This window comes from Streptococcus sp. (assembly GCF_041802885.1).
Lineage (GTDB): Bacteria > Bacillota > Bacilli > Lactobacillales > Streptococcaceae > Streptococcus.
This window is the reverse complement of sequence record NZ_JBHCHN010000020.1, coordinates 52152-69941: the sequence shown is the minus strand read 5'-3', so window position 1 is coordinate 69941 and position 17790 is coordinate 52152. Positions and strand designations below refer to the sequence as shown.

General features: G+C 46.0%; 20 protein-coding genes. 16 read left to right on the top strand and 4 right to left on the bottom strand.

The features are described 5' to 3' along the window. Nucleotides 1-2: 2 nt before the first annotated feature. From ACEYCN_RS03095 to ACEYCN_RS03085, 3 genes are all read right to left on the bottom strand, one after another. The gene (locus ACEYCN_RS03095) at nt 3-932 is read right to left on the bottom strand and encodes an ABC transporter substrate-binding protein (RefSeq protein WP_373712834.1); all 930 of its coding nucleotides are present in this window, start codon (nt 930-932) and stop codon (nt 3-5) included. Nucleotides 933-945: 13 nt separating this feature from the next. Beyond that, a complete protein-coding gene (locus ACEYCN_RS03090; protein WP_373712833.1) occupies nt 946-1731 on the bottom strand; it encodes an ABC transporter ATP-binding protein in 786 nt (261 codons plus the stop codon). A gap of 112 nt (nt 1732-1843) precedes the next feature. Then, entirely contained in the window at nt 1844-3277 is a 1434-nt protein-coding gene (locus ACEYCN_RS03085; protein ID WP_373712832.1) for a UDP-N-acetylmuramoyl-L-alanyl-D-glutamate--L-lysine ligase, read from the bottom strand. A 166-nt stretch (nt 3278-3443) separates the two neighbouring features. Between ACEYCN_RS03085 and ACEYCN_RS03080 the strand changes: the two genes are divergently transcribed. The 12 genes from ACEYCN_RS03080 to ACEYCN_RS03025 all read left to right on the top strand — a co-directional run bounded on the left by ACEYCN_RS03080 (nt 3444) and on the right by ACEYCN_RS03025 (nt 14019). Further along, nucleotides 3444-4535, top strand: a complete 1092-nt coding sequence (locus ACEYCN_RS03080; RefSeq protein WP_373712831.1) for a cystathionine gamma-synthase — start codon at nt 3444-3446, stop codon at nt 4533-4535. Nucleotide 4536: 1 nt separating this feature from the next. After that, nucleotides 4537-5706, top strand: coding sequence for a MalY/PatB family protein (locus ACEYCN_RS03075; protein WP_373712830.1), 1170 nt, complete (start codon nt 4537-4539; stop codon nt 5704-5706). Nucleotides 5707-5785: 79 nt separating this feature from the next. Then, entirely contained in the window at nt 5786-6334 is a 549-nt protein-coding gene (locus ACEYCN_RS03070; protein WP_373712829.1) for a sugar O-acetyltransferase, read from the top strand. A 96-nt stretch (nt 6335-6430) separates the two neighbouring features. Further along, nucleotides 6431-7060, top strand: coding sequence for a uracil phosphoribosyltransferase (gene upp / locus ACEYCN_RS03065; RefSeq protein WP_373712828.1), 630 nt, complete (start codon nt 6431-6433; stop codon nt 7058-7060). A gap of 255 nt (nt 7061-7315) precedes the next feature. Beyond that, complete coding sequence (locus ACEYCN_RS03060; RefSeq protein ID WP_373712827.1) at nt 7316-7921, top strand: ATP-dependent Clp protease proteolytic subunit; 606 nt, start codon at nt 7316-7318, stop codon at nt 7919-7921. Nucleotides 7922-8024: 103 nt separating this feature from the next. Further along, complete coding sequence (locus ACEYCN_RS03055; protein WP_373712826.1) at nt 8025-8297, top strand: YlbG family protein; 273 nt, start codon at nt 8025-8027, stop codon at nt 8295-8297. Between the two features lie 87 nt (nt 8298-8384). After that, nucleotides 8385-9563 (top strand): ABC transporter substrate-binding protein, encoded by a 1179-nt coding sequence (locus ACEYCN_RS03050; protein ID WP_373712825.1) that lies wholly within the window; start codon nt 8385-8387, stop codon nt 9561-9563. Between the two features lie 81 nt (nt 9564-9644). Beyond that, the gene (locus tag ACEYCN_RS03045; RefSeq protein WP_373712824.1) at nt 9645-10514 is read left to right on the top strand and encodes a branched-chain amino acid ABC transporter permease; all 870 of its coding nucleotides are present in this window, start codon (nt 9645-9647) and stop codon (nt 10512-10514) included. 4 nt (nt 10515-10518) lie between these two features. Then, on the top strand, nt 10519-11472 hold the full coding sequence (locus ACEYCN_RS03040; RefSeq protein ID WP_373712823.1) for a branched-chain amino acid ABC transporter permease: 954 nt from the start codon (nt 10519-10521) through the stop codon (nt 11470-11472). Then, nucleotides 11472-12236, top strand: coding sequence for an ABC transporter ATP-binding protein (locus ACEYCN_RS03035; protein ID WP_373712822.1), 765 nt, complete (start codon nt 11472-11474; stop codon nt 12234-12236). Before ACEYCN_RS03040 ends, ACEYCN_RS03035 begins: the two co-directional genes overlap by 1 nt. An 8-nt stretch (nt 12237-12244) precedes the next feature. Next, the gene (locus tag ACEYCN_RS03030; protein WP_373712877.1) at nt 12245-12949 is read left to right on the top strand and encodes an ABC transporter ATP-binding protein; all 705 of its coding nucleotides are present in this window, start codon (nt 12245-12247) and stop codon (nt 12947-12949) included. A 413-nt stretch (nt 12950-13362) separates the two neighbouring features. Further along, on the top strand, nt 13363-14019 hold the full coding sequence (locus tag ACEYCN_RS03025; RefSeq protein ID WP_373712821.1) for a CBS domain-containing protein: 657 nt from the start codon (nt 13363-13365) through the stop codon (nt 14017-14019). A 27-nt stretch (nt 14020-14046) separates the two neighbouring features. On the opposite strand, the gene ACEYCN_RS03020 is transcribed toward ACEYCN_RS03025, so the two are convergent. After that, nucleotides 14047-14907 carry a YitT family protein gene (locus ACEYCN_RS03020; RefSeq protein WP_373712820.1) on the bottom strand — a complete coding sequence of 287 codons (861 nt, stop codon included), beginning with the start codon at nt 14905-14907 and terminating at the stop codon, nt 14047-14049. A 118-nt stretch (nt 14908-15025) separates the two neighbouring features. Between ACEYCN_RS03020 and tmk the strand changes: the two genes are divergently transcribed. Genes tmk through rsmI form a run of 4 tightly spaced genes read left to right on the top strand, consistent with a single transcriptional unit; the run spans nt 15026 to nt 17755 of the window. Beyond that, nucleotides 15026-15661 (top strand): dTMP kinase, encoded by a 636-nt coding sequence (gene tmk / locus ACEYCN_RS03015; RefSeq protein WP_373712819.1) that lies wholly within the window; start codon nt 15026-15028, stop codon nt 15659-15661. 6 nt (nt 15662-15667) lie between these two features. After that, a complete protein-coding gene (locus tag ACEYCN_RS03010) occupies nt 15668-16558 on the top strand; it encodes a DNA polymerase III subunit delta' (RefSeq protein WP_373712818.1) in 891 nt (296 codons plus the stop codon). Between the two features lie 11 nt (nt 16559-16569). Continuing rightward, nucleotides 16570-16887, top strand: coding sequence for a DNA replication initiation control protein YabA (yabA, locus tag ACEYCN_RS03005; protein ID WP_373712817.1), 318 nt, complete (start codon nt 16570-16572; stop codon nt 16885-16887). A gap of 1 nt (nt 16888) precedes the next feature. After that, a complete protein-coding gene (rsmI, locus tag ACEYCN_RS03000) occupies nt 16889-17755 on the top strand; it encodes a 16S rRNA (cytidine(1402)-2'-O)-methyltransferase (protein WP_373712816.1) in 867 nt (288 codons plus the stop codon). The last annotated feature ends 35 nt before the right edge of the window (nt 17756-17790 follow it).

Below are 17790 nucleotides of genomic sequence, written 5' to 3'. Positions count from 1 at the left end.
TTTTATTGGGCGTCTTTGACAGCTTGGACAAAGGCCTCAATCTGCAAATCAAGAGACATAGGGTCAGAGAAGTAGAAGAGGTTGTAATCCACTTCCAACACATGGCCAGCTTGGACAGCAGGCAGGTTCTTCCAAATGTCACTTTCCTTGAGGGAAGCTGCAGCTTCTTGGGTGCTGGCATTGACATTGACCAAGGCATAGTCACCGATATAGTCTGGCAGAGCTTCTTGGGAAACGCTGAACCAGCCATCCTTGCTGATGATGTCCTCTTGGACCTTGGCAGGGGCTGCAAAACCGAGAGCCTTGTAGACCAACTCACCGCCACGACCAAAGTTGTCACCGTAGAGGTAGATGTTTTTGTCAAAGAAATCCATGACAGTGAAGGTGGTGCTTTCATCAATGATGTCCTTCAATTCACTCTTCTTAGCAGCTACTTTTTCCTCCCACTGGTCAAGCCAGGCTTGGGCTTCTTTTTCCTTGCCAAAAATTTGTCCCACATCCGTCAGCATTTCCAGATAGTCACTCTTGCCATAGGTGATTTCGATGACTGGGGCAATTTCTTTCAAGGTCTCCAGGTTATCATCTCCAGCAAAAACCAAGATGACATCTGGTTCCTGGGCAGCAATGGCCTCGGTATCCGCAGTAGTCAGCTGAACAGCGTCCTTGAGTTGGTCACCAAAGGCAGGACTATCCTTTTCCAAATCTAGGCTGTAACTAGAGACATCGATTCCCAGCTGCAGGAGGTAACCTGTGTAGGAATAGGCAAAGTTGACCACTTTTTGAGGATTTTTGGGAATATCCCCGTGGTAGGTGATGCCTTCAATCTCAGGCATGCTGGACAATTCAACCTCGGTAGAAGGTTGTGAGCTGGAGCAGGCTGCCAGCCAAACAAAGGCAAGCACCAAACTACATGCTGCTAAAAACTTTTTCATAAAAAATCTCCTTTTATTTGATTAAATCATAGGTTAGTAATGTGGGGTAATCTTGGCCAGGAACCTGCAAGAGCTGGGCATTAATCTGAAAAATATCACGGAGAATATCTGCCGTCATGATGTCTGAGACAGGACCGCGATGGCGAATCTCCCCCTCCTTCATGGCAATCATATAATCTGAAAAACGGGCCGACAGGTTGACATCATGGAGGACCATAACAATGGTTTTCTGTCTGGTCTGATTGAGGTCCCTCAAGAGTTCAAGGACTTCCAGCTGATGGTTGAGGTCCAGATAAGTGGTGGGTTCGTCCAGGAAGATGGTGTCTGTATCCTGAGCCAAGGCCATGGCAATCCAGACCCGCTGCCTCTGACCACCAGACAAATCATCCACTGGCAGCCTGGCATAGGCAGTGGTTTGCGTGACCTCTAAGGCCCAGTTGATTTTTTCCCGGTCCAGGTCAGACAAATAGCCCAGGCCATTTTGATGGGGAAAGCGACCATAGGAGACCAGTTCATAGACTGAAATTCCCTCCGTAGCCTCCAAGACCTGGGGCAGGAGGGCCAGCTTTCGAGCCACCTCCTTGGTTGGCAGTTGAGCAATGGCCTGCCCATCCAGATAGACTGCTCCAGCTTGGACAGGAAGGATCCTGGTCAAGGCCTTGAGCAGGGTCGATTTGCCACAACCGTTGGAACCGATGATGGTGGTGATTTTTTCCTTGGGAATGGTGGTCGACAAGGAGTCAATGATAACCCGATCGTCGTAAACCACTCGGATGGCATCAGCCTGAATGGATGTCACAGCTTTCCTCCCTTTATCTATTTCTAAACATATTATACCAAAGTTTTCTCATAAAACAATAGTTTTCTGACAATTAAAGAAAAATTAAAAACCAGATATAATCTGGCTTTCCTTATAGATAGAGAGAAGCAACCTGGCGATCACCAGGATAGGCTACTTTTTCATCATTGACGATCTGATAGGCATCAGCCCCCTTACCCGCAATAATCACCGCATCAGCAGCGGAGGAAGTCAGGGACAGGGCCTTTTGAATGGCCTCTTCTCGGTCTACCATAATGGTCAGGGGCCGGTCGACATAAGAAGCGATCTCCTCCGCAATCTTCTGGGGATCTTCCCGGTTGGGGTCATCGGCTGTCAAAATGACTTGGAGGTCCGGCCTATTCTGGATAACACGGCCAAAATCAGCCCGGCGGCTTTCCGCCTTATTTCCAGTCGAACCCAGAATTAGGATATTCTGGCCTTTCTGGTGCTCGGCAACGACCGACAGGAGTTTTTCCAGACTATCGCCATTGTGGGCATAATCAACAAAGACCTTGGCCCCATTTTGCTGGGTCAAAACCTCCATCCGACCAGGCACAGAGGTCTGGGCAATGCCAGTGCGAATATCTGCTAGACTGGCCCCCAATCGCAGACAGGCCAGACCAGCAGCGATGGCATTCTCCTGGTTGAAATGACCAATTAACTGGATATCATAGGGGCCAGCCAATTTTCCGGAAGCTGTAAAAGCAAAGGCCTGACTGTCTACAATCTGGTTTTCAGAATCCTTGCCATAGAAATCATGGTCTTTCTGGGCAATCTGCTGGGCTACGACATCAAAATGATCCATACCACTATTGACAATGACCGCTCGGCTATTGTCCATCAGGAGCCGCTTGTGGTAGAAGTAGTCCTCAAAATTGGGATGCTCGATTGGCCCGATATGGTCCGGACTGATGTTGAGAAAGACACCGACATCGAAGGTCAAGCCGTAGACCCGTTTGACCAGATAGGCCTGACTGGAAACCTCCATTATTAGGTGGCTCATGCCATTTGCGACCGCCTCAGCCATCATCTGGAATAAGTCCAGACTTTCAGGTGTGGTCAGGGTGGACTTGAAAAAAGTCTTGCCATCCAGGGTCGTATTCATAGTAGACAGCATGGCAGGCTTGTGGCTTTGTTTCAGGATATGATAGGCAAAATAGGCAGCAGTGGTCTTGCCCTTGGTCCCAGTAAAGGCCAGCAGTTTGAGATTTCGCTCTGGATGGTCGTAAAATTCCATGGCCAGCAAACTCATGGCCTGCTTGATATCTTTGACCAAAATAACAGGAATACCCACTTGATAGTCCACTTGGCTGATATAGACCTGCAAACCAGCAGCGATGGCTTTTTCCAAAAATTCCTTCTTAAAGGCAGCCCCCTTGGCAAAAAAGAGGGTATTGGCATCAGCCTTTCGGCTATCATAGCTAACTTGGGTGAAGATAAGCTGACTAGCGCCTGTTTCCTCAGCTGCCGAAAGAAGGTTGTCATCAGCTTTTAAAATTTCTAATACAGTCTCAATCTTTATCATGACTCTATTGTAAACCGATTAGACCAGATTGACAAGCAAAAATCGCCATTTGCCACCTGACCGATAGATAATAACTAAGACCTGCTTTTGAAATTTATATAGGGACAGGAGCAGAAAAGGCCATAGGAAAATGGTAAAATGGTAGAAATACTGTGGAGGATGAGACATGTCAGATTATAAATTAGATACTATTTTAGCCCATGCCGGTATCAACTCAGATGAAAAAACAGGGGCCCTGATTGCCCCCATTTACCTTTCAACCACCTACCAGCATCCTGAGTTTGGCCAATCGACTGGCTTTGATTACACCCGAACCAAAAATCCGACCCGCTTGACCCTGGAAAAAACTTTGGCCAAGATTGAGAAGGCAGACTATGCCTTGGTAACCTCGTCTGGCATGGCAGCCCTGGTTTTGCTCTTTAACAGTTTCCCGGAGCAATCCAAGATTGTCGCAGCCCGAGACCTCTATGGCGGTTCCTTCCGCTGGTTCAATGAACAGGAGAAGAAGGGACGCTATTTCTTCACTTATACCAACACAGAAGAAGAGATGCTGGCAGCTATCAGCGAGGACACAGACTATGTCTTCATTGAGACACCAACCAATCCTCTCATGGTGGAATTTGATATTGCTAAGGTGGCAGAAAAAGCCCATGCCCATGGCGCCAAAGTCATTGTAGACAACACCTTTTACAGCCCCATTTATCAAAATCCCATTGCCCTGGGGGCTGATATTGTCCTGCATTCGGCGACCAAGTATCTGTCAGGCCACAATGATGTGCTGGCAGGGGTCCTGATTACCAGCGACCAGGCCATTTACGATAAGTTGTTCTACGACCAAAATACAACAGGGCCAACCCTTTCTCCACTGGACAGTTATCTCCTGATGCGGGGGCTCAAAACCCTGTCTCTACGGATGGAGCGCTCAACCCAAAATGCCAAGTATGTCGTAGACTTTCTCAAGGGCCATCCAGCTGTTAAGGAAGTTCTCTACACAGGCAAGGGCGGCATGATTTCCTTTAAGGTTGTAGACGAGAGCAAGATTCCAACCATTATCAATCACTTGTCTGTCTTCACCTTCGCTGAAAGCCTGGGCGGTGTTGAATCCCTGATCACCTACCCATCTACTCAGACCCATTTGGACATTCCAGCCGACATCCGCCAATCCTATGGCCTGACCGATGATTTGCTGCGTATTTCCATTGGTATCGAAGATGCGGAAGACTTGATTGCCGACCTAAAAGAAGCCCTGGAGGCCTAAGATGACCAAATACGATTTTACCACCCGCCCAAATCGCCTTGGGCAAAACACCATGAAGTGGCATAGCAGTGAGACAGATCCAGATCTCTTGCAGATGTGGGTGGCGGATATGGATTTTCTGCCCTTGCCTCAGGTTAAAGAAGCGCTGATTGCTTATGCACAAGACCATGTATATGGCTATTCTCTATTTGCAGACAGTCTCTATCAGTCCGTTATCGATTGGGAGAAAAATCAGCATGGCTATGACATTCAGAAAGAAGATGTCGTCTTTATCGAAGGAGTTGTGCCAGCCATTACGGTGGCCATTCAAGCCCTGACCAAAGAAGGGGATGCGGTCCTGATTAATAGCCCTGTCTACTCACCCTTTGCCCGCACCGTTCGACTCAATAAGCGGCAACTCATCAGCAATTCCTTGGTTGAAAAGGATGGTCAATATACCCTTGATTTTGACCAGTTGGAAGCTGATATCATAGAGAATCAGGTCAAGCTCTATATCTTTTGTAGCCCCCACAATCCAGGGGGCCGTGTCTGGACCAAGGAAGAGTTAGAAAAAGTTGGTCAGCTCTGTCAGAAACACGGTGTCATCCTGATTTCAGATGAAATTCACCAGGATTTGGCCCTCTTTGGCCACAAGCACCTCAGTTTTAACACTGTCTCGCCAGATTTCAAAGATTTCAGCCTTATCTTAAGCTCAGCTACCAAGACCTTCAATATTGCAGGGACCAAAAATAGCTTTGCCATCATCGAAAATCCGAGCCTACGAAAAGCCTTCACCAAGCAGCAGTTGGCCAACAACCAGCATGAAATTCCAACGGTAGGCCTGATTGCCACTGAAGTCGCTTTTCGTCATGGCAGGGACTGGCTGGACCAACTGAAGGAAGTTTTGGAAGAAAACATCAACTATACAGTGGATTTCCTGACAGAACATAGCCAAATCAAGGTCATGAAACCCCAGGGAACCTATCTGATTTGGCTGGATTTCTCAGCCTATGGCCTGTCCAATGAGCAGATTCAAGAAAAACTAATGAAGGAAGCCAAGGTGGTCTTGAACGACGGTCTCAGTTTCGGCAAGGAAGGTAAATTCCACGCCCGACTCAATACAGCCACGCCCCTCGAAACTGTCAAGGAAGCCTGCCAACGCATCGTTCAGGTTTTTGGTAAAGAAACCTAGTTAGAAGTCGCAGCTGCGATTTCTTTTTGTTATAATGAAACTAGCAATCACCTTATCAAATTTTAGTTAGGAGAATCTCATGACAGAAAAAGAAAAGATGTTAGCTGGTCAGATGTATAATGCTGCGGACCCTGAACTTTCTGCCCTTCGCCATGAGGCTAGACGATACCGGGAACGTGTCAACCAAGAAATGGATGGGGCAAAACGTAGCCAACTGATGAAAGAATGGCTTGGAAAGACAGGGAAACACCTCTATGTGGAAAACCCAGTTACCCTAGACTACGGCTGCCATATTTTTGTTGGTGAGAACTTCTATGCCAATTTTAACTGGACAGTCCTGGATACCTGTCCGGTCACCATCGGGGATAATGCCATGCTGGGCCCCAATGTTCAATTCTATACAGCTCTACACCCCCTGGATGCCCAGGAACGGATTGCTGGCCCTGAATACGGAGCCCCCATCACCATTGGAGACAATGTCTGGATTGGTGGCGGTGCCATGATTTTAGCCGGGGTCACCCTCGGAGACAATGTCGTAGTTGGTGCAGGTTCTGTTGTTACCAAATCCTTTGGCGACAATGTGGTCATCGCCGGAAATCCAGCACGGGTCATTAAAAAATTGGACTAAAGCATCCCCATTCTCATTTGGAAAATTTGCATTTTCACAAGCATTTTTTCCTTTTTTTTGGTAAAATATAGAAAATAAACAAAGAGAGGTTTCACCATGGGAAAATTCCAAGTCATTTCACATCCGCTCATCCAGCATAAGCTGTCCATTTTGCGCCGCAAGGACACCTCAACCAAAGATTTCCGTGAGTTGGTCAATGAGATTGCCCTCCTTATGGGCTACGAAGTCCTGCGCGACCTGCCTCTTGAAGACGTAGAAATCGAAACACCTATCACCAAAACAGTACAAAAACAGATTGCGGGTAAAAAGTTGGCCATTGTTCCCATCCTGCGGGCGGGCATTGGCTTGGTAGATGGCCTTTTGAGTTTAGTGCCTTCTGCCAAAGTCGGCCATATCGGCATGTACCGCGATGAAGAAACCCTGACGCCTGTTGAGTACTTGGTCAAACTGCCAGATGACATTGACCGTCGCCACATTTTCGTGGTGGATCCCATGCTTGCAACCGGTGGTTCAGCTATCCTGGCCATTGATTCCCTGAAAAAACGTGGCGCTTCAAATATCAAGTTTGTTGCCCTCGTATCTGCGCCTGAAGGTGTTAAAGCTCTGCAGGAAGCCCATCCAGACATCGACATCTACACCGCTGCCCTGGACGATTACCTCAATGAGCAAGGTTATATTGTACCAGGTTTGGGGGATGCGGGAGATCGCCTCTTTGGAACCAAATAAAAATTACGAGAGTTGGACAGAAATCGGTAATTTCGGAGAAATTCGATTTCGTCGTCCCACCTCCGCACAGTTGAGTAGGGCTGTAAAAGCTGATTTATCAGCGCATTAGAGCCCACTCAACCACTGCGCTATAAGTATCTAAAACGAAAAAAAGAGTTTGGAACTACTTGTGTCCCAAACTCTTTTTTGCAAGATAAACTTTTTATTTGACCTTTTTTGACCAAACAATTATAATAGGTTTTATAGAAAAAACAAATGGAAACGGAGACTCTTATGATTCCAGTAGTTATTGAACAAACCAGCCGTGGCGAACGTTCCTATGATATTTATTCTCGCCTCTTAAAAGACCGCATCGTCATGCTGACTGGCCCAGTTGAAGACAACATGGCCAACTCCATTATCGCTCAGTTGCTTTTCTTGGATGCCCAAGATCCTACTAAGGACATCTACCTCTATGTCAACACACCAGGTGGCTCTGTCTCTGCAGGTTTGGCCATTGTGGATACCATGAACTTTATCAAGGCAGATGTACAGACTATTGTCATGGGAACAGCCGCTTCGATGGGAACTATTATCGCCTCCTCTGGAGCAAAGGGCAAACGTTTCATGTTGCCAAATGCGGAATACATGATCCATCAACCTATGGGTGGCACTGGTGGCGGCACCCAGCAGACAGATATGGCTATTGCTGCTGAGCACCTGCTCAAAACCCGGAACAAGTTGGAGCAGATCCTGGCTGATAATTCTGGTAAGACCGTCAAACAAGTTCACAAAGATGCTGAACGTGATTACTGGATGTCTGCCGAAGAAACTTTAGCCTACGGTTTCATCGATAAAATTATGGATCCTGCCAAGAAGTAAGGATGACAGAGAGCATTGCTCTCTCTTTTTTTTGCCAAAAAACTATCAACCTTTTCTAATTTTTGCTATAATAGTTCCAGAATGATTTGAAAGAGAAGTTTTTATGTTTGAGAAAAAAGAACGGACTTGCCTCACCATCTACCTTCATTACAATCGGGATGCCAGAAAGTTAAATAAGTTTGGTGACATCCTTTACCATTCCCGCCGTATGCGCTATATCCTCCTCTATGTGGACCAGGAAAAGTGTGGTGACATCATGGCAAACCTGAAAAAAGAGCGCTTTGTCAAGAAAATCACCCCCTCCTATATTAAGGACATTGACCAGGATTTTGTAGGTAGCTTGTTGCGCGAATCCGAAAGAAATATTCAAATGTAAAAAAAAATATTTCTTTTTTATTGACAATTTTCAGATAATTCAGTATATTACTAACATATCATTTTAAGTTTGTTTTAAGGAGACATTATGAAACGTAATAAAATTGCACTCGCTATCGTGAGTATGGCATCAGCTGCTCTTTTGGCAGCCTGTGGTTCAGCCCCAGCAAGCAACAGTTCTGCAGCAACTGGTAATGAAATTGGGAAAACCATCAAAATTGGTTACAACTTAGAATTGTCAGGCGCCGTAGCAGCTTATGGACAGGCAGAGAAAAACGGTGCAGACCTAGCAGTTGAGGAGATCAATGCAGCAGGTGGTATTGATGGAAAGAAAATTGAAGTTATTTCAAAAGACAACAAATCTGACAATGCCGAAGCAGCCACTGTCAACACGAACTTGGCAACAGAAGAAAAAGTTGTAGCTATCATTGGTCCTGCAACTTCAGGAGCTGTAGCAGCTGGTACTCCAGGTGCCACACAGTCTGCTGTGCCATTGATTACCCCTTCAGGTACACAAGACGATTTGACTGTTAAAGATGGTAAAGTAGAAGAGTTTATCTTCCGTTCAACCTTCCAAGATAGCTTCCAAGGTAAAGTTCTTGCAAGCTATGCAACCAACAACCTATCTGCTAAGAAAGTTGTTCTTTACTCAGATAACTCTAGCGATTACGCAAAAGGGATTGCTAAAGCCTTCAAGGATGCCTACAAGGGAGAGATTGTTGTAGAAGAAACTTACCAATCTGGTGACAAGGACTTCCAAGCAGCATTGACCAAGGTCAAAGGCAAAGAATTTGACGCTATTATCATCCCAGGTTACTACACCGAAGCTGGATTGATTACTAAGCAAGCGCGTGAAATGGGGATTGACAAACCAATCCTTGGTCCTGACGGATTTGCGGATGCGAAGTTCATCGAGGGTGCTGGTGAGAAAAACGCTTCAAATGTCTATTACGTATCTGGTTACTCTACAAAAGTAGCTTTGTCTGAAAAAGCAACAGCCTTTGTAGCAGCTTACAAGGAGAAGTATGGTGAAGAGCCAAACATGTTCGCTGCCCTTGCTTATGATGCGGTTTACATGGCAGCAGAAGCAGCTAAAGATGCTAAGACTTCAAAAGACATTGCAGCAAATCTTGCTGACTTGAAAGACTTTGAAGGTGTGACTGGTCCAATCTCTATCGATAAAGACCACAACCCTGTAAAATCTGCTATCATGGTGAAACTTGACAATGGTCAAGAAGCTTCAGCAGAAGCTGTCACTGCAGAATAAGTTTTACACCTAAATGAAATGAATCTGGGGAGGCAGATACCTTCCCAGATATTATTATGTTATAGAAAGTTTGGTGACTCTATGCTCCAACAATTGGTAAATGGTCTAATTTTAGGGAGTGTCTATGCTCTGATTGCCCTAGGTTATACCATGGTTTACGGCATTATCAAGTTGATTAACTTTGCCCACGGAGACCTCTACATGATGGGGGCTTTTATTGGTTATTACCTCATCAACAGCTTCCAGCTTAATTTCTTTGTTGCTCTTATCTTGACGATGATCTTGACAGCCTGCCTGGGTGTTTTGATTGAGTTTTTGGCCTATCGTCCCCTGCGAAATTCCACAAAAATTGCAGCCTTAATTACAGCCATCGGGGTATCCTTCTTTCTCGAATATGGAATGGTTTATCTTTTTGGTGCCAATACTCGTGCCTTTCCACAGGCCCTGGAGACAGTTAAGTACAATCTTGGTCCTATTTCGGTAACCAATGTTCAGCTGACCATTCTGGGAGTTTCTATATTCCTCATGGTTGCTCTTCAGTTTATTGTTCAAAAAACTAAGATGGGGAAAGCCATGAGAGCAGTATCTGTTGATAGTGATGCAGCTCAGCTCATGGGAATCAATGTTAATTCAACCATCAGCTTTACCTTTGCTTTAGGCTCTGCTCTAGCAGGTGCAGCGGGTGTTCTGATTGGTCTTTACTATAATTCTGTAGAGCCCCTCATGGGGATGGCACCAGGTATTAAGGCCTTTGTTGCTGCGGTATTGGGTGGTATCGGGATTATTCCTGGTGCAGCCCTTGGTGGCTTTATCATTGGTTTGTTAGAAACATTGGCTATTACCATTGGACTTTCTAGCTACCGTGATGCAGTGGTATACGGGATTCTGATTGTCATTCTACTGGTTCGACCAGCTGGTATACTTGGTAAAAATGTGAAGGAGAAGGTGTAAGCATATGAAAAACAATATCAAATCTATTCTTGCTTGGCTTGCGCTAGTCTCTGTTATTTTTGGTGTTTTGTCAGTTCTTATTAGCTCAGGCGTGATTGGGTTCTACTATGTCCAAATCCTGATGGGGATTGGTATCTCCATCATCATGGCCCTAGGAACAAACTTGGTTCTTGGTTTTTCTGGTCAGTTTTCATTAGGGCAAGCCGGCTTTATGGCCATCGGTGCCTATGCAACAGCTATCATGACCAAGGCCAATCCAACCTATGGTGGTTTCTATATTTCCATTATTATTGGTTGCGTGGTGGCGGCCTTGGTTGCCTTGGTTGTTGGTGTTCCAACCCTTCGCCTAAAGGGAGATTACCTGGCTATCGCAACTTTAGGGGTTTCTGAAATTATCCGTATTGCCATTATCAATGGCGGAGATTTTACCAATGGTGCGGCTGGTTTGACAGGGATTTTACCTTTTACAAACTGGAGTCTGGTCTTCTTCTTTGTTGTAGGCATTGCCATCCTGCTTCTCAATTTCCTACGTAGTTCCTTTGGTCGCCAGGTCATTGCTGTGCGTGAGAATGAAATTGCAGCGGAGTCCATGGGTGTCAATACCACTCAGGTCAAGGTGACGGTTTTTGTCATCGCAGCTATTGTGTCTAGTATTGCAGGCTCTCTTTATGTGGGTTATATTGGAACGGTTGTGCCAAAAGATTTTACCATCATGCGTTCAATTGATTATCTGATTATTGCAGTATTGGGTGGTCTGGGATCCATGACAGGAACTATTTTAGCCGCTATTATTCTTGGTTTCCTCAATATGTTCCTGCAGAACTTCTCGGACCTACGAATGATTATCTACTCTCTGGCCCTGATTTTGGTCATGGTTTTCCGTCCAGGTGGACTCCTGGGGACATGGGAATTGACTTTCTCATCATTCTTTAAGAAAAAAGCAAAGGAGAGCAAGTAATGGCACTTCTTGATGTAAAAAATTTAACCAAACACTTTGGTGGTTTGACCGCCGTTGGAGATGTCACCATGGAGCTCCATGAGGGGGAATTGGTCGGCTTGATTGGTCCAAACGGTGCAGGTAAAACAACTCTTTTCAATCTTCTGACAGGGGTTTATGAGCCTAGCGAAGGGACCGTTACGCTGGATAACAACCTACTCAATGGTAAGACACCCTATAAGATTGCTTCGCTCGGTCTATCACGTACCTTCCAAAACATCCGCCTTTTCAAGGATATGACTGTCTTGGAAAATGTACTTGTTGGATTTGCCAATCACCACAAGCCTCATCTCTTAGCCTCCTTCTTCCGACTGCCAAAATTCTATCAGAGCGAAGCAGAATTGAAGGCCAAGGCCTTGGAATTGTTGGCTATCTTCAATCTGGATAAGGATGCAGATACCTTGGCCAAAAACCTTCCTTACGGACAGCAGCGCCGTCTAGAAATCGTTCGTGCCCTTGCAACTGAACCTAAAATTCTCTTCTTGGATGAACCTGCTGCGGGGATGAACCCCCAGGAAACAGCTGAATTGACCCAGTTGATTCGCCAAATCAAGGACCAGTTCAATATCACCATTATGCTGATTGAACATGATATGAGTTTGGTTATGGAAGTGACAGAACGCATTTATGTCCTGGAGTATGGACGTTTGATTGCCCATGGTACTCCAGAAGAGATTAAAAATAACAAGCGCGTTATCGAAGCCTATTTGGGAGGTGAAGCCTAATGACCAGTATGTTGAAAGTAGATGATTTGTCAGTTCATTACGGCGTCATCCAGGCAGTTAAAAATGTTTCCTTTGAAGTTAATGAGGGGGAGGTTGTTTCCCTTATTGGCGCCAATGGTGCCGGTAAAACCTCCATTCTTCGTACTATCTCTGGTCTGGTCCGTCCAAGTGGCGGTAAGATTGAGTTTTTAGGTCAAGAAATTCAAAAAGCGCCAGCCCGTAAAATTGTAGCCAGCGGACTGTCTCAAGTGCCTGAAGGGCGCCATGTCTTCTCTGGTTTGACTGTTATGGAAAATCTGGAAATGGGAGCTTTTCTCCACAAAGACCGGGATGAAAATCAGAAGAATCTTAAGAAGGTCTTTGACCGCTTCCCACGTTTGGAAGAACGCAAGAACCAAGATGCGGCAACCCTCTCTGGTGGTGAGCAGCAGATGTTGGCCATGGGCCGTGCCCTCATGAGCAAGCCCAAACTCTTGCTCTTGGACGAGCCATCGATGGGCTTGGCTCCAATCTTCATCCAGGAAATCTTCGATATCATTCAAGATATCCAGAAGCAAGGGACCACCGTCCTCTTGATTGAACAAAATGCCAAGAAGGCCCTCTCCATCGCAGACCGTGGCTATGTCCTCGAAACAGGGAAAATTGTCCTCTCAGGAACAGGACAAGAACTCCTCGAATCCGACGAAGTCCGAAAAGCCTATCTGGGTGGCTAAAAAGGTCCTGGGGACCTTTTTAGGTTGGAAATAGGAAAAGAAAAAGCCATGCATGGCTTTTTCTTTAACATCAGGTCCGGGGGAGTGAAACAGTTCAGCGAACTGTTTCAGCCTGAGCCTAGAAATAAAAGAGCGAGGATTAGGTTGGAAATAGGAAAAGGAAAAGTCTCTCGAGGCTTTTTCTTTGTCCCCTAAGAGGGGCTGTTTTAATCGGGAGATAGGAAAACCAGCAATTTAGGTTGCTGGTTTGTCCCCAACTCTGACGCCTCATTTTAGGTTGGGAATAGGAACTGCCAGAGGGCAGTTTTCTTTATAGATAGAACTTAAAAAACTTTTACAGATTTTCACAGATTTTTGGAAGCATTTTCAATAATATATGATATAATAATATTAATAAAACAGGAGGCAGTTCGATGGCAGTTAAAGATTTTATGACGCGCAAGGTGATTTATATTTCACCAGATACGACGATTGCACATGCGGCGGATATGATGAGGGAGCAGGGCTTGCATCGTTTGCCGGTCATTGAAAATGATAAGCTTGTTGGCTTGGTCACAGAAGGGACGATTGCAGAAGCTAGTCCATCAAAGGCAACCAGTTTGTCCATTTATGAAATGAATTATTTGCTCAATAAGACCAAGGTCAAGGATGTCATGATTCGAGATGTTATCACAGTTTCGCAGTTTGCAAGTCTTGAGGATGCAGTTTATCTCATGTTCAAACATAAGGTGGGCATTCTACCTGTGATGGACTTTGGTCAATTATTTGGTGTTATTACGGACCGTGATGTCTTTAAGGCATTCCTCCGTGTTTCAGGATATGGGGAAGATGGCGTACGCATCCGTTGTTTGGTCAAGGATGAAGCGGGGATTCTCAGTAAGGTCCTGCAACTTATCTCTGAAAAGGGCTACAATGTAGCACATACAGTGCAGATCGAGGCAGAACCTGGCTTTGTGACCATTGAAGTGCAGATAGATGGTCAAGTGGATACGGATAGTCTGCAAGTAGCATTGGAAGAGGCGGAGATTGAAGTAGAAAGCATCTTACCGACAGTTGCGAAGAAAATTTGAAAGGCCTGGATTTATATCCAAGCCTTTTTACTGTTCAAGGGGTTGTTTGTTTTTGTCTAGGGTAAAGCCTTCGCCCAGGACCTCGTGGGCATCGGTAATGGTGATGAAGGCATGGGGGTCAATGCGATGAATCAAGTCCTTGGTTTCCTGCAACTGGCTCTTATAGATGACGGAATAAATCATATTGGTGTCGGTCCGGCTATAAAAACCCTGGGCCTTGATGAGGGTGACACCGCGCTCGATTTGACTGTCAATAGCTGCGGCAATCTCCTCGGACTTTTGGCTGATAATCATGAGGCCCTTGCTGCCGTATCCGCCATCGCTGATGAGATCAATGACCCGTGAAGCGACGGTTACCTGCAACATGGTATAGAGGACAACCCGCAGGTCTTGGGAGACTATGACGGTTAAGATCAAGACCAGAATGTCGATGGCCAGGATGATTTGACCGATGGTATAGTGGCTGTATTTGTGGCCAATACGAGCGATAATATCGCTCCCTCCTGTTGTCCCCCCCGCCTTGAAGATGATTCCGAGACCAATACCAGACAAGATACCTGCAAACATGGAGACAATCATCAAATCGTGATCCAAATCCACCACAATGGGAATTCGCTCAAAAATGGCTAGCCAAGCCGTTACGGCCAGGGTTCCCAGAAGGCTGAGATGAAAAACCCTTCTGCCGAGAATTTTCCAGCCTAGGATAAAGAGAGGGATGTTGATGACGATATTCATGATCCAGGGCTGGAGACCAAATAAATAGTAGAGAATCAAGGTCAGACCCGTAGCGCCACCTTCATAGAGGCCATTGGGCATGACCAGATAATTGAGACCAAAAGAAAAGAGGCCTGCACCTATTACAATCAAAAGGATATTCTTAAACCGCATTTTCTCACTCCTTTATAAGCTCTGTCTCCATTCTATCACAGTCAGGTTGGAAAATAAAGGGTGCTTTTTTGCACTATTTTTGGTAAAATGAAAAGAAGTACGAGAAATGAGGAATGACATGGACAAGGGGATTTTTATTAGCTTTGAAGGCCCAGATGGGGCGGGGAAGACATCGGTCTTGCAGGGCCTGCTTCCAAAACTGGCTGAATGCGGGATGGATGTAGTGACGACTCGGGAGCCAGGCGGTGTGGCCATTGCTGAAGAGATTCGCTCGGTCATCTTAAACCCTGAAAACACGGCCATGGATGATAAAACGGAATTGCTCCTCTATATTGCGGCCCGTCGCCAGCATTTGAAGGAGCGGATTCTGCCAGCCTTGGATGCTGGAAAGTTCCTTCTTGTCGATCGTTTTATTGACTCCTCTGTTGCCTATCAGGGTTTCGGTCGAGGTCTGAATGTCCAGGATATACACTGGCTGAATGCCTATGCGACCGATGGTTTGGTACCTGATTTGACCCTTTATTTTGATATTGATGTGGAGGAGGGGCTGGCCCGTATCGCGAAAAATCGCCACCATGATGTAGACCGTCTGGATATGGAGACAGTAGACATGCATGAGCGCGTGCGCCAAGGCTATCTGTCCCAGCTGGAACAGCATCCAGAGCGGATGGTCAAAGTGGATGCCAGCCAGGAGCTAGAGGCTGTGATTGCGGATGCTTTTGCAATTATCACAGAGCGCTTTTTTAAGAAATAAGAGAAGATGAACTATCAAGAATTAAAGAAATTGCAGCCACGGATTCTGGAACGCTTTGAAAGGATTTTAGGGCAGAAGAAACTGGGCCATGCCTATCTCTTTTCAGGAGAATCTGCTAGCTTTGACATGGCTATCTTTCTCAGTCAGGCTCGTTTTTGTCAGGAAGGTCAAGAGGGCCTGCCCTGCGGTGTATGCCGTAATTGCCGCCTCATTGCCCAGGAAGAATTTTCAGATGTGACGATCATTCGACCCCGGGGCAACCTGATTAAGACAGAAACTGTGCGCGAATTGGTTAAGGATTTTTCCCAGTCGGGATTTGAGTCCAGTAAGCAAGTTTTTATTATCTGCGATGCGGATAAGATGCATGTCAATGCTGCCAATTCATTGCTCAAGGTCATCGAAGAACCCCAGTCCGATGTGACGGTCTTTCTTTTGACCAGCCATGAAGAGGCAATCCTGTCCACCATCAAGAGTCGGACTCAGCTAGTGCATTTTCCAAAGAATCGAGAACTCCTGATTCGTCAGTTGGAAGAAGATGGCCTGCTCAAAAGTCAGGCCCGAATCTTGGCGGATTTGGTAGCCAGCAGAGAAGAGGCCAGAGACTTGATGAAAAGCAAGGCCTTCCAGGACCAGTTGCTCTTGGTACCAAAGTTCCTAACTGCCCTTCTGGATGCTCCTGAGCGGGCCTACTTGCTGGTGACCCAGTTGGCCAGCTTAACGGCTGAAAAGTCAGACCAGGAGCGACTCTTGGATTTGCTGCCCCTTTTTCTGGCAGAAAAAAAAGACAATCCTCAGGCCCTAGTCCGCTTGGCTGACTTGCTAGAAGTGAGGCGGATGTGGAAGAGCAATGTCAGTTTACAAAATGCACTTGAATACATGATTTTAAAAGAGAAGTGAGAGAAGAAGAGATGGACAAGAGAGAAATTTTTGATGCCTTGGATGGTTTCTCGCAAAATCTCCTGATGACCCTGGCAGAAGTCGATGCCATCAAGAAGCATTTACAGGGGGTTATTGATGAGAATACGGCCCTGAGACTGGAAAATTCTAAATTAAGGGACCGCCTGTCGCGGGAAGAAAAAGAGGATGTAAAAACATCCAACTACGGTAAGGAAAACCTGGAAAATATCTATGAAGATGGCTTTCATATCTGTACCTTTTCCTATGGACAGCGCCGTGACAATGATGAACCCTGTATGTTCTGCCTAGAATTACTGAATCGAGATTAGGATGCAAATACAAAAATCTTTTAAGGGAAAGTCTGATGCGGGAACCCTCTATCTAGTAGGGACTCCCGTCGGCAATCTGCAGGACATGACCTTCCGGGCAGTGGAAGTCCTCAAATCTGTGGATTTCATCTGTGCCGAAGATACACGAAATACAGGCCTTTTACTCAAGCATTTTGCCATTGAAACCAGGCAGATTTCCTTTCATGAGCACAATGCCTTTGAAAAAACCCCTGGTTTGATTGACCTGCTTCTTTCAGGCCAGTCCCTGGCCCAGGTGTCGGATGCAGGTCTGCCCTCCATTTCAGACCCCGGTCATGACTTGGTCAAAGCTGCCATCGCAGCAGGGATTCCAGTCGTTGCCCTTCCTGGGGCTTCAGCTGGAATTACGGCCCTGATTGCCTCAGGTTTGGCACCTCAGCCCCACATTTTCTACGGCTTTTTACCCCGCAAGGCTGGGCAGCAAAAGGATTTCTTTGAAAGCAAAAAGGCCTATCCAGAGACCCAGATTTTCTATGAATCTCCCTATCGAGTGGCCGATACGCTGGAAAATATGCAGGCTGTCTATGGTAATCGCCAAGTGGTGGTGGTACGGGAATTGACCAAACTTTATGAAGAATACCAACGGGGCCTGATTTCAGAAGTGATGGAATATATTTCTGAGAATCCGCTTAAAGGAGAGTGCCTCATTATCGTGTCTGGTTATGATGGGCAGGTTGCAGATGAAAAACTGGAAAACCAGAATCCACTGGATTTGGTACAAGAGCTCATTGATGCCGGCCACAAGCCCAACCAGGCCATCAAAAAAGTGGCCAAGGACCTAGGTCTCAACCGCCAAGAAGTCTACAATGCCTATCATGGGGTGGACTGAAAAACAGAGAGCAAAAAATGATGCCCGTCGTTGTC

What these genes read in the sequence shown, in the direction of transcription:
- ACEYCN_RS03095 (WP_373712834.1), bottom strand. Translation starts at nt 932, where the DNA reads ATGAAAAAGTTTTTAGCAGCATGTAGTTTGGTGCTTGCCTTTGTTTGG.
- ACEYCN_RS03085 (WP_373712832.1), bottom strand. Translation starts at nt 3,277, where the DNA reads ATGATAAAGATTGAGACTGTATTAGAAATTTTAAAAGCTGATGACAAC.
- ACEYCN_RS03080 (WP_373712831.1), top strand. Translation starts at nt 3,444, where the DNA reads ATGTCAGATTATAAATTAGATACTATTTTAGCCCATGCCGGTATCAAC.
- ACEYCN_RS03075 (WP_373712830.1), top strand. Translation starts at nt 4,537, where the DNA reads ATGACCAAATACGATTTTACCACCCGCCCAAATCGCCTTGGGCAAAAC.
- ACEYCN_RS03070 (WP_373712829.1), top strand. Translation starts at nt 5,786, where the DNA reads ATGACAGAAAAAGAAAAGATGTTAGCTGGTCAGATGTATAATGCTGCG.
- upp (WP_373712828.1), top strand. Translation starts at nt 6,431, where the DNA reads ATGGGAAAATTCCAAGTCATTTCACATCCGCTCATCCAGCATAAGCTG.
- ACEYCN_RS03060 (WP_373712827.1), top strand. Translation starts at nt 7,316, where the DNA reads ATGGAAACGGAGACTCTTATGATTCCAGTAGTTATTGAACAAACCAGC.
- ACEYCN_RS03055 (WP_373712826.1), top strand. Translation starts at nt 8,025, where the DNA reads ATGTTTGAGAAAAAAGAACGGACTTGCCTCACCATCTACCTTCATTAC.
- ACEYCN_RS03050 (WP_373712825.1), top strand. Translation starts at nt 8,385, where the DNA reads ATGAAACGTAATAAAATTGCACTCGCTATCGTGAGTATGGCATCAGCT.
- ACEYCN_RS03045 (WP_373712824.1), top strand. Translation starts at nt 9,645, where the DNA reads ATGCTCCAACAATTGGTAAATGGTCTAATTTTAGGGAGTGTCTATGCT.
- ACEYCN_RS03040 (WP_373712823.1), top strand. Translation starts at nt 10,519, where the DNA reads ATGAAAAACAATATCAAATCTATTCTTGCTTGGCTTGCGCTAGTCTCT.
- ACEYCN_RS03035 (WP_373712822.1), top strand. Translation starts at nt 11,472, where the DNA reads ATGGCACTTCTTGATGTAAAAAATTTAACCAAACACTTTGGTGGTTTG.
- ACEYCN_RS03030 (WP_373712877.1), top strand. Translation starts at nt 12,245, where the DNA reads ATGTTGAAAGTAGATGATTTGTCAGTTCATTACGGCGTCATCCAGGCA.
- ACEYCN_RS03025 (WP_373712821.1), top strand. Translation starts at nt 13,363, where the DNA reads ATGGCAGTTAAAGATTTTATGACGCGCAAGGTGATTTATATTTCACCA.
- ACEYCN_RS03020 (WP_373712820.1), bottom strand. Translation starts at nt 14,907, where the DNA reads ATGCGGTTTAAGAATATCCTTTTGATTGTAATAGGTGCAGGCCTCTTT.
- tmk (WP_373712819.1), top strand. Translation starts at nt 15,026, where the DNA reads ATGGACAAGGGGATTTTTATTAGCTTTGAAGGCCCAGATGGGGCGGGG.
- ACEYCN_RS03010 (WP_373712818.1), top strand. Translation starts at nt 15,668, where the DNA reads ATGAACTATCAAGAATTAAAGAAATTGCAGCCACGGATTCTGGAACGC.
- yabA (WP_373712817.1), top strand. Translation starts at nt 16,570, where the DNA reads ATGGACAAGAGAGAAATTTTTGATGCCTTGGATGGTTTCTCGCAAAAT.
- rsmI (WP_373712816.1), top strand. Translation starts at nt 16,889, where the DNA reads ATGCAAATACAAAAATCTTTTAAGGGAAAGTCTGATGCGGGAACCCTC.